The 16,405-nt window shown below is 57.5% G+C and carries 17 protein-coding genes; 6 read left to right on the top strand and 11 right to left on the bottom strand.

The window, feature by feature from the left end:
* The first annotated feature begins 145 nt into the window (after positions 1-145).
* Complete coding sequence (locus tag G6L01_RS10680; protein WP_070164224.1) at positions 146-409, top strand: DUF2188 domain-containing protein; 264 nt, start codon at positions 146-148, stop codon at positions 407-409.
* 56 nt (positions 410-465) lie between these two features.
* Here G6L01_RS10680 and G6L01_RS10675 read toward each other — a convergent pair whose 3' ends face one another.
* Positions 466-1,368, bottom strand: coding sequence for a LysR family transcriptional regulator (locus G6L01_RS10675; protein WP_070164225.1), 903 nt, complete (start codon positions 1,366-1,368; stop codon positions 466-468).
* Between the two features lie 98 nt (positions 1,369-1,466).
* Between G6L01_RS10675 and G6L01_RS10670 the strand changes: the two genes are divergently transcribed.
* Positions 1,467-2,528: an NAD(P)H-binding protein gene (locus tag G6L01_RS10670; protein ID WP_156584705.1), complete on the top strand. Its 1,062-nt coding sequence runs from the start codon at positions 1,467-1,469 to the stop codon at positions 2,526-2,528.
* Positions 2,529-2,578: 50 nt separating this feature from the next.
* On the opposite strand, the gene G6L01_RS10665 is transcribed toward G6L01_RS10670, so the two are convergent.
* The 4 genes from G6L01_RS10665 to trxB all read right to left on the bottom strand — a co-directional run bounded on the left by G6L01_RS10665 (position 2,579) and on the right by trxB (position 6,530).
* The gene (locus G6L01_RS10665; RefSeq protein ID WP_070164226.1) at positions 2,579-3,694 is read right to left on the bottom strand and encodes an alkene reductase; all 1,116 of its coding nucleotides are present in this window, start codon (positions 3,692-3,694) and stop codon (positions 2,579-2,581) included.
* Between the two features lie 45 nt (positions 3,695-3,739).
* Positions 3,740-4,075: an ArsR/SmtB family transcription factor gene (locus tag G6L01_RS10660; protein ID WP_070164227.1), complete on the bottom strand. Its 336-nt coding sequence runs from the start codon at positions 4,073-4,075 to the stop codon at positions 3,740-3,742.
* A 558-nt stretch (positions 4,076-4,633) separates the two neighbouring features.
* Positions 4,634-5,530, bottom strand: coding sequence for a LysR family transcriptional regulator VtlR (locus G6L01_RS10655; protein WP_070164270.1), 897 nt, complete (start codon positions 5,528-5,530; stop codon positions 4,634-4,636).
* Between the two features lie 25 nt (positions 5,531-5,555).
* A complete protein-coding gene (gene trxB / locus G6L01_RS10650) occupies positions 5,556-6,530 on the bottom strand; it encodes a thioredoxin-disulfide reductase (RefSeq protein WP_060719812.1) in 975 nt (324 codons plus the stop codon).
* Between the two features lie 232 nt (positions 6,531-6,762).
* Between trxB and G6L01_RS10645 the strand changes: the two genes are divergently transcribed.
* Both G6L01_RS10645 and G6L01_RS10640 read left to right on the top strand, forming a co-directional pair.
* Positions 6,763-7,230, top strand: a complete 468-nt coding sequence (locus tag G6L01_RS10645) for an Lrp/AsnC family transcriptional regulator (RefSeq protein WP_071205666.1) — start codon at positions 6,763-6,765, stop codon at positions 7,228-7,230.
* 38 nt (positions 7,231-7,268) lie between these two features.
* Positions 7,269-8,180 (top strand): hypothetical protein, encoded by a 912-nt coding sequence (locus G6L01_RS10640; RefSeq protein ID WP_070164229.1) that lies wholly within the window; start codon positions 7,269-7,271, stop codon positions 8,178-8,180.
* 43 nt (positions 8,181-8,223) lie between these two features.
* Here G6L01_RS10640 and G6L01_RS10635 read toward each other — a convergent pair whose 3' ends face one another.
* Both G6L01_RS10635 and G6L01_RS10630 read right to left on the bottom strand, forming a co-directional pair.
* Positions 8,224-9,003, bottom strand: coding sequence for a hypothetical protein (locus tag G6L01_RS10635; RefSeq protein ID WP_070164230.1), 780 nt, complete (start codon positions 9,001-9,003; stop codon positions 8,224-8,226).
* Between the two features lie 124 nt (positions 9,004-9,127).
* Entirely contained in the window at positions 9,128-9,838 is a 711-nt protein-coding gene (locus G6L01_RS10630) for a sulfotransferase family 2 domain-containing protein (protein ID WP_070164231.1), read from the bottom strand.
* A gap of 508 nt (positions 9,839-10,346) precedes the next feature.
* Here G6L01_RS10630 and G6L01_RS10625 point away from each other — a divergent pair.
* Together G6L01_RS10625 and G6L01_RS10620 are read left to right on the top strand one after the other, a co-directional pair.
* Positions 10,347-11,384, top strand: a complete 1,038-nt coding sequence (locus G6L01_RS10625) for a hypothetical protein (RefSeq protein WP_070164232.1) — start codon at positions 10,347-10,349, stop codon at positions 11,382-11,384.
* Positions 11,385-11,452: 68 nt separating this feature from the next.
* Positions 11,453-12,205, top strand: coding sequence for a hypothetical protein (locus G6L01_RS10620; protein ID WP_070164233.1), 753 nt, complete (start codon positions 11,453-11,455; stop codon positions 12,203-12,205).
* On the opposite strand, the gene G6L01_RS10615 is transcribed toward G6L01_RS10620, so the two are convergent.
* From G6L01_RS10615 to G6L01_RS10600, 4 genes are all read right to left on the bottom strand, one after another.
* On the bottom strand, positions 12,159-12,986 hold the full coding sequence (locus tag G6L01_RS10615; RefSeq protein WP_070164234.1) for a glycosyltransferase family 25 protein: 828 nt from the start codon (positions 12,984-12,986) through the stop codon (positions 12,159-12,161). The genes G6L01_RS10620 and G6L01_RS10615 overlap by 47 nt on opposite strands.
* A gap of 10 nt (positions 12,987-12,996) precedes the next feature.
* Entirely contained in the window at positions 12,997-14,097 is a 1,101-nt protein-coding gene (locus G6L01_RS10610; RefSeq protein ID WP_070164235.1) for a glycosyltransferase family 4 protein, read from the bottom strand.
* An 81-nt stretch (positions 14,098-14,178) separates the two neighbouring features.
* A complete protein-coding gene (gene greA / locus G6L01_RS10605; protein ID WP_070164236.1) occupies positions 14,179-14,655 on the bottom strand; it encodes a transcription elongation factor GreA in 477 nt (158 codons plus the stop codon).
* A gap of 448 nt (positions 14,656-15,103) precedes the next feature.
* Complete coding sequence (locus G6L01_RS10600) at positions 15,104-16,369, bottom strand: DUF2235 domain-containing protein (protein ID WP_070164237.1); 1,266 nt, start codon at positions 16,367-16,369, stop codon at positions 15,104-15,106.
* Between the last annotated feature and the right edge of the window lie 36 nt (positions 16,370-16,405).

The raw sequence follows: 16,405 nt of genomic DNA, 5'->3' as shown, positions 1-16,405 counted from the left end.
GTTGGTGTTCCTCTTTCGAATATCTCAAGCCTTTGACGCATTTGAGATATTCGAAACGCCTTCAAGGTGAGGATGCGTGAGCATCTTCGAGCCTTGGTATGGAGATGACAGGGAGCTCATTCATTGCACAGGGAGAAGATACATCATGGTCAAGGTTACCTATGAAATCGTTCCGCATGATGAAGGCTGGGCCTATCGGCTGAACGGCGCCTATTCCGAACGCTTCGATACGCATGACCAGGCATTGGAAGCGGCGCGGATCGTCATGCAGGAAATCGCCCAGGCCGATGAGCCGGTGCGGATTGTCTATCAGGATGAGAGCGGCAAGTGGCGGGCCGAAATGAGCAATGGCGATGATCGGCCCGAGGTGGAAATCCTTGACCAGTACGACCAATCCCGTACCGCCTGAACGGAGCGGTCAATTCAGATCGGTTTGCGGATAGATCCCGCATTGCGGCGTCGATGTCATTCGTCCAAATAGGCCAATAATCCCTCGACCACGGCGTCGAACACCGTCCGGCAGCGTCGGCTGAGTTTCAGGTCCTCGTGCATGACCACGAATGTGTCGAGCGCGATATCGAGGGTTCCGGGCAGGACTTCGATGAGATCCGCATGGCGGCGGGCGAGGCCGGGCTGGCACATGCCAATCCCCAGACCGGCGCGGATGGCTGCAAATTGCGCTAAATTGCTGTCGCTGCGGAACTGAAAATGCAGGGCATCCAGATCCGGGCGGGTTTTCAGCAGATCCCTGATATAGGCCAATTGCCGGTCGAAACCGATGAGGCGATGATCGGCAAGCTCCGCCAGACGTGATGGCGTGCCGTGACGCTCCAGATAGCGCCGATGGGCATAAAAGCCGATGCCAATCGGCCCGATATGTCGGCTGATCAGGGCGAGCTGGGTTGGCGCCACCATGCGCACGGCAATATCGACTTGCCGGTTGAGAAGGTTTTCCATCTGGTCGGTGGCCGATAGCTCGATTTCCAACCCGGGAAACTGCTCCTGCAAACGGGTGAACATTGGGGGAAGCACTTCCACGGCGATCATTTCACTGGCGCTGACCCGCACCGGTCCGCGCACATCTCCTGCGTCTCCCTGCTCCCCGGCTGCGATGCGCGCCAGCGATGTGCTGGTGGCGGCCATCAGGGCAGCATGGCTCCGCATCGCCAGCGCGGTTTCCGTTGGCAGCAGGCCGCGCTGGCTGCGCAGGAACAAGGGCGTGCCAAAAGCCTGTTCCAGCATCTCTATATGGCGACCGACTGTCGGCTGGGTCAGGCTCAGTTGACGCGCTGCCGCAGACAGTGAACCCTCCGTGATGACGGCGAGAAGACTGCGGTACAGATCCCAACTCAAGTGTTCAGCATTCATGCATTTTTGTATAGCATGGATAAGAAAATATACAATTTCGAATACCTCAATAATGAGGAATGATTGGCAATCGAAACAGCAGAAGTCTGGAGATTGCTATGACAGAAATCAACGATATCACTGGTTCTATTCCTCACTCCGGCCCGATTGCCCTCGTGCTTGGGGCGACCGGAGGTGTTGGTGGCGCCGTCGCACGGGCTTTGGCCGGTCGCGGATACCATGTACGGGCTTTGCACCGCGATGCAGCTCGACTTGCGGCGAAACATAGGGAAGGACAGCCAGCACTGGAATGGGTGCAGGGCGATGCGATGAACTGCGCCGATGTCCTCCAGGCGGCCAGGGGCGCCTCGGTTATCCTGCATGGTGTCAATCCGCCCGGCTATCGCAACTGGGGGAAGCTGGTGCTGCCGATGATCGACAACACTATTGCCGCCGCCCGTGCCAGCGGTGCCTGTATCCTGATGCCGGGGACGATCTATAACTACGGCCCGGATGCCTTCCCGCTGCTCAGCGAGGAGAGCCCGCAGCATCCGCAAACGGTCAAGGGTCGGATACGGGTAGAGCTGGAGCGGCGGCTGGAACAGGCAGCAGGCGAGGGGGTGCGGGTCATTGTTGTCCGGGCTGGTGATTTCTTCGGGCCTGAGGCGGGAAACAACTGGTTTGCTCAAGGGCTGATTACCCCAGGTAAGCCGGTGACGCGGGTTAACCTGCCGGGCAGGCCGGGCGTCAGCCATAGCTGGGCCTATCTGCCTGATGTCGCGGAAACCTTTGTCCGGCTACTGGAACGCGCGCCTGATCTGCCAGCCTTCGCCCGTTTTCACATGCAGGGCCATGTCGATGCGGACGGATATGCCATGGCGCAGGCAATCCGGCGGGCAAGCGGCAGCGATTCTGTCCGGTTCAAGCGCTTTGCCTGGTGGATGGTGCCGCTGCTGTCACCCGTCCTGCCGGTGTTTCGGGAATTGCTGGAAATGCGCTACCTGTGGCGCGAACCCATTGCGCTGGATAATCGTCATCTTGTCGAGGTGCTTGGGGAAGAACCAAGGACGGGGCTGGATGTGGCGGTTGCCACGACCTTGAAGAGCCTGAAGTGCTTGCAAACCCCTGCGGTTTACCCTGAAGCAAGCCGTTCGATGGCATCAGAAATTGCGCTGGATTGATGCAACAAGACCCCGCCGGAGGATGGCGGGGTCTGTATCAGGGTTTAGGATTAGTTATCGAGCGTCGGATAGTCGATATAGCCCTTTTCTCCGCCGCCGTAGAATGTGCTCTGGTCGGCTTCATTCAGTGGCGCGTCTTCCTTCAGGCGACGCACCAGATCCGGATTGGCGATGAAGGGCTTGCCGAAGGCGACCATGTCAACCTTGCCGGAGGCAACGGCATCCATGGCCATCTGCCGGTCATAGCCGTTATTGCCGATCCAGACAGCCTTGCCGCCCGCATTGCGGTAAGCGCCCTTGAAGGCATCCCAATCGAAGGGCTTGTCGCCCTGGCTGAAATCACGCGGGCCGCCGGTCGCACCCTCGATCACGTGAATGTAGGCCAGATCGAAGGCCGCCAGCTTTTCCACCAGCGTGGTATAGACCGACTGCGGATCCGGATCCGAAACGTCATTGGCAGGCGTGACCGGCGACAGGCGAATGCCGGTGCGGCCGCTGCCGATTTCACGGGTCACGGCCTGAACGACCTCAATCGTCAGGCGGATACGGTTCTCAATCGAGCCGCCATAGGCATCGCTGCGCTGATTGCTGCTCAACCGCATGAATTGCTCCAGCAGATAACCGTTGGCGGCATGGATTTCGACGCCGTCAAAACCGGCATCGATGGCGGCGCGCGCCGCCTTGCGGTAATCCTCGATCAGGCCGGGGATTTCCGAGAGTTCCAGGGCGCGGGGCTCGGAAGTGTCGACAAACGCGCCGTTGCCATCCGGGTTGATTACATAGGTCTTGCCCTTGGCAGCGATCGCCGAAGGAGCAACAGGCTTACCGCCATTCGGCTGAAGTGAGGTATGGGAAATACGCCCGACATGCCAAAGCTGGGTGACGATTTTGCCGCCCGCCTCATGCACCGCCTTGGTGACCGCTTTCCAGCCTTCAAGGGCTTCCGGTGTATAAAGGCCCGGAACATCGGCATAACCCTGGCCCTGATGAGAAATAGCCGTGGCTTCGGTGATCAGCAGACCGGCGGTGGCGCGCTGCTGGTAATAAGTGGCGGTGATTGGCTTTGGAACCGCATTGGGGGAGCGGTTGCGCGTCAGCGGTGCCATGGCGATGCGGTTTGCAACGGCGATATCGCCAACTTGCAAGGGGTCAAAAAGAGTGGCCATTGAAATGTCCTTCTGAGGGTTATGATGAGAGTGTGATGGGGGAGGTCAGAGTTCCAACGACAGCCGGGATAGAAAAGCAGCAATGGCTGCCTCGTCCCGCTTGTAGAAAATCCATTGGCCGACCTTGTGGGAGGTGATCAGTCCAGCCTTATGCAGGCTCGCGAGATGGGCCGATACGGTGGATTGCGACAGGCCGCAGCGCTCGAACTGCCCCGCGCAAATGCCCATTTCCAGCGGATGAGCCTGGTCGCTGAAATGCTTTTCCGGTTCGCGCAGCCATTGGAGGATCTCACGCCGAACGGGATGCGACAGTGCTTTCAGCGCGTCATCCATGTCCGGCTTGCCGAGGTTTTCCAGCGTGTCAGAATTTGTATCGTCCATGAACGATATATGGATCGTAAAAATCCGATATCAAGAGAGGCGGCCGGTGATTTTGGAGCGGGCAAAAAAAAGCACCCGCGAACGGATGCTTCAAGTGTGAAGGTCGTCAAACCTCCAGAGGGGAACAGCTACAAAAACTACCATGGATAGTTTTTCTGCAGCTATGCAATTATATAGGTCAATCCTTGGAACTTTCAAGGGCGTCGGCAGAAGTTTGCTTTCCGTAAAAAAACAGAAGTAAAACTCAAAAAGAAAAAACGCAAAAAAAAGGGGCCACCGGATTACTCCAGGGCCCTTAAAGTGTGAAGGTTAAAAACCTCCAGAGGGGAACAGCTGGTGCGGTGGGAACTGGGAGGAAGCCACCGTGTGCATCAGCTATGAGCGATATGGTGGTTTTTTGTGCAGTGAACAATGCTTTTTTGTGCATAGGAGGCATGCAGGTGTCGCATGTCTGCTATTTGCGTCGCAATTGAAAAACGATTTGACGATGATTCGTGACCTTGCTGCGACTGCTCAGTAAGGCCTATGCATAGATGCGCATAAGAAGATCTGTCGGATTCAGAAATTCCAATTGCGCGCCTTGCTGACGATGAAGTCGCGAAAAACTTTTAGCTTGGCCGCATTTTTCATCTCGTCCGGATAGCAAAAATAGGTATCGAAGGACGGAACTTCGGCACTGATCGGCAACTGAATCAGTCCCGGATCGCGTCCGACGATGTAATCGGGCATGCAGGCAACCCCTATACCCAGCAGGCAGGCACGCTTGATCGAGGTCTGGCTGTTGATTTGCAGATGGGGAATGCGGCGATTGTCGGAGGAGCGCCCGGCCACTTCCAGCCAGTTGACATCCAGCAGGTAATTGGGCGCCGGTTCGCCAAAGCTGATGATCCGATGGTTATCGAGATCCTCAATGGTCTGCGGCTCCCCATAGCGATTGATATAGGAGGGAGCGGCATAGACATGCATATGCACGGTAAACAGCTTGCGCTGGATCAGGTCCGATTGCTGCGGCTGGCGCAGGCGGATGGCGCAGTCGGCGTGGCGCATGTTGACGTCCAGTTCCTCGTTGTCGAGGATCAGTTGGATCGACATATCAGGATAAAGTTGCAGGAATTCCTGCACCTTGTCGGTGAGCCAGCCCTGGCCAAGCCCGACCGTGGTGGTGACGCGCAGCTTGCCGCTCGGCTTCTCGGTGGTTTCGGTCAGCTGCATTTTCACTGTTTCCAGCTTCAGCAGCACGTCATGGGCGGTGCGATAGAGCAATTCGCCCTGTTCGGTCAGAATGAGGCCGCGGGCGTGGCGGTGAAACAGCTTCACCCCCACATCCTGCTCCAGCGCGCTCACCTGCCGGCTGATCGCCGATTGCGAGAGATGCAGCTTATCTGCCGCATGGGTAAAGGACCCGGCTTCGGCTGCGGCGTGGAAAATCCGCAATTTGTCCCAATCCAGCGGTATATTGCTGCTGCCTCGCATCATGCCCTCACTCCGCGGCCTGAGCCGGGATAATCTCCGCGGCAAGATAACGTTCTGCCTCAAGGGCGGCCATGCACCCCATGCCGGCAGCAGTAATAGCCTGGCGGTAGATATCATCCGTTACGTCACCGGCGGCAAAAATGCCGGGTACGTCGGTCGCGGTCGAATCCGGTGCGGTCCACAGATAGCCGTTTGGCTTCAGCTTCAGCTTGCCGGTGAACAGTTCCACGGCGGGCGCATGGCCGATGGCGACGAAAACGCCGTCGATGGGGGTATCGGTAACGATGCCGCTGTCGAGATTCTTCAGCCGCACGCCGGTGACCGATGGCGGCATCGGCGGCTTGGCCGGGATGCCGGTGACTTCATCGATGACGGTATTCCAGAGGACCTTGACATTATCCTTGGCAAATAGCCGCTCCTGCAAAATCTTCTCGGAGCGGAAACTATCGCGGCGATGCACGACGGTGACGGTCTTGGCGATATGCGACAGGTAGAGCGATTCCTCGACGGCCGAATTGCCGCCGCCGACCACGATCACATCCTTGTTGCGATAGAAAAACCCATCGCAGGTGGCACAGGCCGAAACCCCGAAACCCTGGAAATGCTGTTCGCTTTCGATGCCCAGCCATTTCGCCTTGGCGCCGGTGCAGATGATCAGCGTATCGGCAGTCCAGACCGTGCCGGAATCGGTCTTGACGGTGAAGGGGCGGCGGGTGGTTTCCACCTCGGTCACCAGGTCGTTGACGATTTCCGTGCCGACATGGGTTGCCTGTTTCAGCATTTCGCCCATCAGCCAGGGCCCCTGGATCGGATCGGCAAAGCCGGGATAGTTTTCCACATCGGTGGTGATCATCAGCTGGCCGCCCTGTTCCATGCCGGCGATCAACACCGGTTTCAGCATGGCGCGGGCTGCATAGATGGCGGCGGTATAACCGGCGGGACCAGAGCCGATGATCAGCACTTTGGTATGGCGGGCGGACATGGTCTTTCCTTTCCGTGGCGAGGGACGTGTGGTGTGCGGCATATAGGATGCCTGCCCCGCCTTTTCTTCATTTCATTTATGAAGGCTCCATGCATTTATTCAAGGGCAGCTCTGCGTTTATAACAGGGCAATTCCATCCACCGTAATTTTACTGCGGCAAACGGACATTTTCTTGCGTTGGAACCCGGTCAGGGTCATAAGCGCGCATGGAGTTTGATAAAAGGGTGACCGCGTGTTTCGCGCCGAATTGGATGCCATCGACATCAAAATTCTAAGAGAGCTGCAACGCGACGGTCGGATGACCAATGTCGAGCTTTCCGAGCGCGTCGGCATTTCAGCCCCGCCCTGCCTGCGCCGGGTGCGCAAGCTGGAAGAGACGGGCATTATTCAAGGCTATCATGCGGCTTTAAGCGGCCCCAAGCTGGGCTTCGACCTGGTCGCCTTCTGCATGGTTGGACTGAAGCATCAGTCGGAGGCCAATCTGAAGAGCTTTGCTGCTGCCACCGAGCAATGGCCGCTGGTGCGCCAGGCCTGGATGGTCAACGGCGAAAGCGATTTCCTGTTGCACTGCGTTGCCGACAACCTCACCAGTTTCCAGGATTTCGTGATTGAGACGCTGACGGCCAATAGTCATGTCGATACGGTAAAAACCCTGTTGACGATCCGGCAAATCAAGCGGCTGGGTTTGGTGGATATTTGATTGCGCGGTATCGCGCGCCGTGGAAAGGCTTTGAGAGCATGACGACGATCGAGGATTTCCTGGGGGCAATCAGCCTTCATCCTGTCGGACAGGCGAAGTCCGGGCCTGGCAAGATGCATGGTTTGGCGCATATCCGACGACCGCAGCCAGAGGATCTTTCTGTTGTGGATCTTTCGGCTGTCGCGGATTTACGATCGATGATCGATCTTTTCGAGACGCCGCGCAATTCAGCGCGCAGTCCGCTTTTCGTCTCCTATTACACCGCCAATACCCCTTATGAAGCGCTGGCCGATCGGCTGAAGGCCTCGCTGGACCGGCTGGGGCTTGCCCATCGAATCGAGCCGATTTCCTCGTTGGGAAGCTGGGTTGCCAATACCGGTTTGAAGTCAGCCTTCATTGAGCGGGTCTGGCTGGAAAGCGACCGGCCGATCTGCTGGGTGGATGCCGATGCCGAACTGCTGCGCATGCCCTGGTTCGTTCATGACAATCCGTTCGATATTGCTGTCGTGCGCCGTCATGGTTGGTACGATATTTCCAGCTTCGTCTACCTCAACAAGACGGAAGCCACTGGCCGGCTCGTGCGCCATTGGGCCGAGCTATGCCGCCAAAATCCGCATGTCTGGGATCAGGTGCTGCTGACGCTGGCCTGGTATGACGTGACGCGCGATCATCAGATGAAATCACTGTTTCTGCCCGATGGCGTCTTCCGGTTTCCCCGGCCTGTGCTGCGGGACCTGCGCGACCGGTTGTTCTATTATCCGAGAAAGAAGAAGATGCGCCCGTTCGTTGATCAGAAACAGGCGTCCAGAACCCTGAAAAGTTTCGTGGACAAGGCCGCAAAACGGGAAAATGAACTTGGCAGCAACGACTTGTCAGCGCAGTTCATGGCTGCGCTTTCGGCCCATGATTTTACCGGTGCGTTTACAGCCAGCTCGATCTTCAAGGGTTGATATGTCCAGCCAGTGAAAATGACCTCATGGCATTTCTCTCACTTCATGGCGCGGATGCGGGGATATCTTCGGCCCTTGGCGATATAAGGAGCCTGGTGTCCGCCATGCCTCTGGCTGCGGCTTCAACCTGCGAGCGGGTAAACAGGCACATCTCCCTCGGTTTGTGACCCGCGATAAAGTCATCTACCCGAAACACCGGATCACTGGAAAAACTATAGGGTGGGGCAAACAGATCGATGAAGCGAAAATCGCCTGTAACGATATCACTATTGGTGAAGGGACCGGGCTTGTGGGTCGTGGTGAACAGGTAGGGTATTTCACTTTTCAGGAAATTATCGAGAAAGAGACGGATATCGGCATTGCTCAAGTGAAACAGGCAATCCCTGACCATCATCATGTCGGCGGCGGGCAAGCTATCGCGGGTGATATCGAGATGCAGAAAGCGCACCCCTTGCGCGCCGTATTCTCTCTGGTTGGTTTCGATCAGCGGTCTGACGATATCGCCGCCGATATAATCCACCGAGGTCGCCGCCACGACATGCCGCATCCAGTTGAAATCACCGCAGGGCGCATCGAGCAGGCGCTGGATGCCAAAACTTTGTAGCAGGCCTGGAAAGCTGTTTCGCAGCCCTTCGGTGTACCGCAGTTCGGACCCTGTGCCGCTGATCGATTCCCGGCTGCTCCAAGCCCGATCCCGATAAATGCGGGTGAATCGGTCTTCCGGGCTTCCCGTCAGCCGTTTTGCCCATTGCCAATGTCGATAGATCGTTTTCGGCGCCTTCAGGATCGGCCGAAGACATCGTCTATAAAAGCCGTCCAACATGTCCAGTGGAACCCCTTCCGCTGTCCGAGTGCTTGCAATTCCCCCTGCGCCTTGTCAGGACCGCCGCAGTGTGTCCACTTTGTATTGCGCCCACGAGAGGACACCATGCGGCGATAGTCTGCTGTTAAGACGCATATTTATAATCGAACATCCTAATTTCCTTATGGAAATGTTTCAAGACGAAAGCATTTGTTTCGTCGTCGAAATAACGAGAATAGCAGCCGCGCTGCGACGTGTTTTTCTTTGGAACCGGTGAGACAAGCCGCAGCCTTTCCAGGATACTGGGTTTCAACCCAACCTGTTTACGGATCCGGCTGAAATCGGCATCGATATTTTCAATCGTGCCAATGAAATCGCAGCCTTCCAGCCAAAACATTTGCGAGCGTTGCTGGATAGGAGGAAGGGCGTCATCCGACCAGTGCTCATCCTGTTTCATATAGAACTGGTCGTCCAGCAGCCAGGCTTTGAAGCCGATATCCCGGATTCGCTGTTGGTATTGCGGGCATTCGAAGGATTGCAGGCGCTTCTGGCACATGAAGGCATAGACCGAGACGAGCCGATCCCATGGATTGCGCACAAAGCCGAACGAAAAACGGGTGTCGATGCCGAAATCACTGAGCTTGTGATGTGGTGTATGGGTTGGGACACCCTGCGTCTCGCCGCCCAGCACTTTGGTGATGGATCTCCCGGCGGATTTCGGAACATGTACAAAGACAAAGTTTGGCGCAACGACCGTCATGGTCCCTCCTTTGAATGGATAGCGCTGTCTCAGCGCCACAGCATCATGCGTTTTGTTAAATGCAACATGCTTTAAATATTTGAATTTGTTGCGCAATTCTTTAAACCCAACTTGATTTAAAGATTTATGCAACAAACACAGGAAACAGCGCAGCGGCGCTTGATGTGACGCCCCATGCCTGTTGCGCGATACCCTTGGCCTTATGCCGGCTTTAGGATCCCGCAATCCTGCGTAGATATGCGGATCAAGCTCATCTTGATCCCAATTCCTGCCCTTATCCGCTTTGCGCCAGATGCGACGCTTGGAGGATAGAACGGCTCGGTATTGTAGTAACCTATAAGTTACTGATTCGCGCCAGGGTTTTTAAAATAAATCACAAGTCCGTAAGGGGATGGGGAGGACTTTTCAAAAATTCCGGGCATATCCCCGGGTTTTTCATGGAAAATTGGGGGAAATCGCGGTTGTGCGGGCAAGGCAAGTGCGAATTGGTTGGTCTCGTGACAATCACGGGTTTATGATTAATGTTTCGCAAGCCTGGTATTTTGCATCCTGTGGATTGCCGCGTAACGGGCAAGAGGGCCATGACGGCCGAGAGGACTCCGAAATGCAGGTATCTGATGCGATACGCGTCAATTTGTTTCGGGCGACGAAGAAGGAATTCCCCTTCGAGGCCTTTGCGAAACAGTCTCATCCGTCCCTTCGCGTTTCGCTTGTGGACGATGCGCGCTATAAGCCCTGCGACGTGGCCGTAATTTTCGGATCTTTCGGGCGCGATTCGACGCCGGTCCATGCCTTGCGCACCGCTATTGCCGTTGAGCATAAGGGACCGTTGCTGACGGTCGAAACCGGCTTCTGGGGGCGTGAGACCAGCAAGCGATCGTTTAACTGGTATCATACCCTGCTTGGACATCGCCGCAGCCTGTATAAATTCAAGCATAATTTCTACCGGATCGCTCTTGATGGCTCCCTGCCCGGCGAGGGTGATTTCTGTAATGCCAATAGCCCGCCGGACCGCTGGGAACAGCAAAGCGCCGCGTTGAATATCCGATTGAAGCCCTATCGCAGCGCTGGCGAGCACGTGTTGATCATCGGGCAGATTCCCGGAGATGCTGCCATGCGCGGCATGGATGTTCGCCAATGGTTGGTGGCGACCGCTCGCCACGTGCGCAGGCTGACGGACCGGCCCATCATCGTTCGGCCGCATCCGGGCATGAAAAACGAGGATTTTGCGGCGCTTGAGACCGAGCTTGCGACAGTTCCCGGCCTGCACCTTTCCGGCCTGTCGTCCCTCACCGTTGTCGATGAGCTGGCGCGGGCGCATTGCACCATATGCTATTCCTCGTCTTTTTCGCTGGATTCCCTGCTGGAAGGGGTGCCGGTCATAACCTTATCACGCTTCAATATTGCGGCACCGATTTGCTCCAAGCAGATCGAGGATGTGGTCGATCCGCCTTTGCCGGAACGCGAGCAGCTTTTCCATGATATCGCGTATGCCCATTGGACGCTGGATGACATCCGCGCCGGGGATGTGTTGAAACGGTTTGCCCCAATCCTCGCCAGACGGTGCGCTGGCGGTAGCCGTCAGGTGCGACATAGTCCTGCCCATTCCGTTTTGCCTGGTTTTCAGCTACAGGGACTGTAATGCGCCGTGTTGCGCTTTGTGTGGCTGCCTCTCATCAGGCTGCTGCGACCTTCGTGACAGGATAGGGCATGTTCGGCAAGAAAACCCGGCCTCGCAAGAAAACCCGGCTTGAGCGGTTCTTTTCCCTTAACCAGCATCGCAAGCGCTGGGGCGCGGCGCGCTATGCTGAGGGGGATCTGGATTACCAGGCACTCAAACATCAAATGGTCGAGGGTGACACTGCGCAGCAGACGCGAGGCTCGGAAAAATCGCTTGATCTGCATCTGGAAAACCTGCGTCGGGAGTTTGCTGGCCAGCCGGAACTGCTCTGGCATCATGCCCGGCTGATCGTGCTGCTGCGCCGCGAATTCCAGGTGGAACAGACATTTGCGCAATTGCAGGCGCTATGGGAGGCGGAGGCTGATTTCCTCTGCGAAAACCTTAATCTGCGCTGGCTGGTTTCGGCTGCCGACAGTTTTGTCGATCATCACCCGGATGCCGGGGAGCGCGCGCGCGCCATGCTGGTGTCGTTGCTGGTCAATACGGTGAAAATCTATGAGACCGAGCGGGTGCTGGCGACAGCTCCGGCCCCGGCCGATGCGCAAAAGCTGGAGCGGCTGCAAACCGAGCTGATTCCGCTGTTTTCCGGCCTGTCCTGCTTTACCATCGGCACTGACGATACCCTGCGCAACATGCGCTGGCGGCTGGATGGGTTGATGGCACAAGGCCCGGTTGGCCTGATGCTGAAAACTGTCTTCGACCGGTTGCAGATGGAAGATACCGCCTTTGCCCGCCTCAAGGCGCAGCATCACCGGGGGCGGACGGGTTGGTGGTCTGAGTGACGGCCAAGGCCTTCAGATAGTCGAAATCCTCGCGCCGGACCGGCACCTGCCGCCGCTGTGCATCATGACTATGACAAAGCTGACGCAGGCCCATCCGCAGTTGCGCCTTGATCCGCCTGAGGCGGAAGGCGAGGGTAGGGCGTTGTTTTTCGGATTGAGCGGGCGAAATCGAAGACTGGGTCGCAATCGGCTCGGGCAGGCCATAGGGGACGCAGCGGTCCAGTTGCACGGCCAGAGCCGGATCGGCCTGGAAGGAGGCAAGCTCATAGGCCGCGCAGATCACCGCATCGGCAATGGCGCCGTGGCGTGCACTGCGCTGGAGGAGTTTGGCGGCTCCCCTCGGCCAGAGAATATAGGCCGCAGCCCCGGAGCGATCCTGGTAGAGCCGGCGCAGCGGTAGATCGGAGAGGCTGGCGTGAGCGACAAGTTTTTTGCGGCTGCGGGTTTCCAGCGTCACATGGTCGAGATCGGTGCGATGGCGCAGCGCTTCCAAAAGAGCAGGCACCTTATCGGACAGAACCGCGTCGTCTTCCAATACCAGCACGGGATCTGCGCCTGTGGCAACCGCCTCCCAGATCTGGCGATGGCTGAGCAGGCAGGCCCGTTCGGCGGGCCGGATCGGTCTTTCCCAGCCGCTCCAATAGGCCTCGTCCAGATCGGGAAGATGATCGGCATCCAAGGCCGCTATGCGGGTGAAGGGTAACCCAAGGGCGTGCATCTGCGCCTGCTGGAAGGCCAGCCGCTCACGGGCGCGGTTGAGATTGATGATCATCACCTGCATGGCGTCGGCTTTATGGTTGGGGCGTGGGCGGTGCGATCACCGGCCTGCCGAGTAACCGGCTATAGACCGCCTCCAGCCCTGCCGCTTCTCTCGCCAACGCAAAATTTTCCCGCACATGGGCAACGGCCGCCTTGCCATGCAGGCAGGCGCGTCCGGGATCGGCCAGATAAGGCTCGATTGCGTCACGCAGCGGTGCATAGGCGTCGGCGGCAACCACGGCACCGGTTGCGCCTTCGGCGATCAGTTCCGCATAGGCCCCGGCATCCGAGGCGACCACAACGGTCTCGGACGCCATGGCTTCCAGCGGTGTCAGGCCGAAGCCTTCATTGCGCGAGGGCGCGACATAGAGCGTCAGCCGCCGATACCATGGTTTGATATCCTCGACCTCGCCTAAAAAAAAGATCCGCTCGGTCAGACCGGCAGCGGCAATATGCGCCTTAAGCCCCTCGGCAAAACCCTTATGTTCCGGGGTGACGCGGCCGGAGACCACGGCTGTCCAGCCGGGATAGCGTGGCAGAAGCTCAATCATCGCCTTGACGAACAGATCGGTGCCCTTCTGATGGCGCACCCGACCGAAGCAGCCGATCAGATAATCGCCCGGCAGGTTGGTTGCGGCTATCCTGTCTTCGGCACCTTGAGGCGGGTGAAACAGCTCGGTGTCGATACCGTGGCGGATGACGCTATGCGGCACCTGCAAAAACGAGCCGGAGCGGGCGCTGGTGGCGACCACGGCGTCCATTTTCGAGATCAGCCAACGGGTATAGCGGCTGTGATGACGCTGGGCCGCCGAGGTAAACAGCAGTTTCAGCGGCATGCGCAGCACATCGCGCAGCACCACGCCTGCCAGCATTTCCAGATTGCGCCGAGCATGCCAGACGCGATGAGAAGCGCCGCGCGGCTTTTTCCACAAGGCTGGCATTTGTGCGAAAGACAGCGCGGGCATGGTGTCCGGCAGGCCGGGACCAAGTGTGGCAATGGCCAGTCCGCGGCGGCGCTGCTGCGGGATCAGTTGCACCACGGTGGAGGTTACGCCCGAAAGCCGCCGCTTGAAATGAGGAGCCACCACAAGGATTGAAGCAGGATCAAGCACGCAACAGGTACCTTTCGTCATCACGGCTACATTGCAGGTTACTGCTCACAGAAAAAAGACGCACCTGCAAGGCGCGCCTTTTTCAACAGCAGAGGCTGGAGATCAACCCCAGTTAACCGCGATAATTTCGTAGGCCTTGGAGCCGCCGGGAGCCACGACTTCGATACTGTCGCCAGCTTCCTTGCCAATCATGGCGCGGGCAATCGGCGAGGAAATCGAGATACGGCCAGCCTTCACATCGGCCTCCTGATCGCCGACGATCTGATAGATCTTTTCCTCGTCCGTATCCTCATCCACCAGCTTGACGGTGGCGCCGAACTTGATTTTCGAGCCGGACATTTTCGACAGATCAATGACTTCCGCGCGCGCAGTCAGATCTTCGAGTTCGGAGACCCGGCCTTCATTATGGCTCTGGGCTTCCTTTGCGGCATGATATTCTGCATTTTCCGAAAGGTCGCCATGGGCGCGCGCTTCGGCAATGGCCTCAATGATCCGAGGACGTTCTTCTTGCTGACGCCAGCGCAGTTCCTCCTGAAGCTTGGAGAAGCCGTTCTGCGTCATCGGTACCTTATCAACCATGTCCTCTTCCTTCACCTTTCATGCCCGCATGGCGTGGCCATGAAAATAAAACAGGTCCCGAAGCAAAGCCACGGAACCAGCCACATATCCAACTCGTGACATCATAGCAGACTGTAACAGTCAATTTCCAGAGATTTCGAATGGACGTATTTTCAATCTGTCCATCCGGCACAACCATCCAGCCGCAACCGTGTCACGATGCTGATATAAGGTTCCAGATGTCGTTAACAAGGGCAATGGCGACAAGCCACATCGCAATCGAAATCGCGAAGACCAGAAGCAGGTATTTCATCCTTGGGGTCATTATCTCTGCCGTCTATCGCCGGTTCTCGCTGGCGAGTCTAACCGATGATTCGGCCTACGTGGATGTTAACCTTCGATCAAGGATGATTTTTTGTAAATGCCAAGGTGGGGCTGTCTCGTTTTGGTTCATGGAGGCCTCTGCAGGTCAATCTTCACTCGGCATGCTAGACCAAGGCTCGATTGTGTAATCGCCGGGCGGCGGCATATTGGGTGGCTTGTAGGGGCTCGTTCTTGACGGGTTGCCCAGCCGGTCGATGACGGATTGATGGATGACGCTGCCCTTTCCGATATAGCGAGGGTCGCAGAGTGGCAGATACCAGCCCTTGGGAGGCCGGCAGCGCCAGGAGGAAAAGGGTACGCGTCGCGGCACGATCTCGAACGGCAGCCAGGACCAGGTCATGGAATCATGGATCGGGGCCAGGGGCTCGAGCTTGACATGGTCGTTGTCGTCATCTTCGCCATAGACGATGTCATGGACGGTGTCTTCGTCGTAGTGCAGCCCGAATGGCCTGCTTTCGGCGATCATCCAGGCCAGAGGAATCTTTGCCGTCGCGCTCTGCGCTTCGCTATAGCCGCCGCCGACATCGCCATGTGACCCGGCAAACCAGACCTGTTTGAAATCCTGAGGCTTGATCATATGCGGGTCCTCCGGCTTGAACGGGCTTCCCCAGAATGGCTGGCCGGACTTCCAATAGACCGGTCGAAACATCGTGCGCCGTTCATCAATGGCCAGGGCCTGGCGGACAGCGGCCACGCTCGGATTGCGGGTCGTGAAGGGAAAGGTCTGGAACGTGAGACCTCTCTGTGTCTGGTTGATCAACGTCGATACGGTGTCGAACAGGCCGAGAAAGGCAATCGCCGGACGGTAGCCGCGCAATGTACGCTCATAAAGTCGCATGGCGGCGAAGGCAGAGGGTGCTGAGTGGCTCGCGATGTCAGCCGTTTCGCCATGCCGCTCGTTTATGGGAATGGTTTTATAGGTCCGGTAGGCGTAGTCCACAAGATTGAGAAAATTCGGCGCAATAATGCCCAGGCTGTTGATGAAACCGGCCAGAACCCTGGCGCTATAGGCACCCCGGCTGAAGCCGAGGATGTAGATCCTGTCATCGTCGCCAATTGTGTTGCCGGCCTCGTCACGCGGTGCAGCCCGATAGTTCTCGACAAGAAACCGGTAGGCGCGCTTGACATTGCGGTCGAGACCCCAGCCTGTTGCAAGGCCCCAGACTTCGGCGGATTGGCGTGCAAGTCGCAACCAGGCGTCGTCTGCACCGAACGTGCCGACGCCCGGCTCATAATAGACCAATTGCTCGTCGCTGCGGGTCAGGCAGCCAAGCAGTCTGACGATATTGGTTCGGCTGGCTGAAATTTCATTCGACGTGCCGTCAAACAGAATGACGATGTTTTTGCCCACGCTGTCCCCTTGCCAGATAAGAGGCTTTTCATAGCA

The organism is Agrobacterium vitis (genome assembly GCF_013337045.2).
Lineage (GTDB): Bacteria > Pseudomonadota > Alphaproteobacteria > Rhizobiales > Rhizobiaceae > Allorhizobium > Allorhizobium vitis_B.
The sequence above is the reverse complement of the archived record's forward strand: the minus strand, read 5'-3'. Positions and strand labels throughout refer to the sequence as shown.